We start from the raw sequence: 339 nt of genomic DNA on the forward strand, positions 1-339 counted from the left end.
TCACTGCAATCCCTGCTTTGGCTCCTGCATCCTTGATCATTTGTAATGTTCTACAGGCATGTGGATCTGTTTCTGGATGAATATAGATGATTTTCGCTCCTAGTTTAGCAAACTTTTCTACATATTTTGCTGGTTCTTCAATCATTAGATGAACATCACATGGTTTTGTGGCTGTCTTACAGATATATTCAATATCTTGTAGTCCCATTCCAAAGTTTGGTACATAACTTCCATCCATCACATCTAAGTGAAAGATATCGATTCCACCTTTTTCTAGATTTTCTATTTCTGTTTTAAGTGATGCAAAATCTGCACACATCATACTTGGACATAATAACT

1 protein-coding gene is annotated in these 339 nt (G+C 35.7%); it reads right to left on the bottom strand.

The features are described 5' to 3' along the window. Positions 1 to 339 (bottom strand): ribulose-phosphate 3-epimerase (locus tag HUU89_RS14520; protein ID WP_411897128.1); only part of this gene is annotated, 339 nt, incomplete at both ends.

The organism is Faecalibacillus sp. H12, from assembly GCF_013361255.1.
GTDB classification, from domain to species: domain Bacteria; phylum Bacillota_I; class Bacilli_A; order Erysipelotrichales; family Coprobacillaceae; genus Faecalibacillus; species Faecalibacillus intestinalis.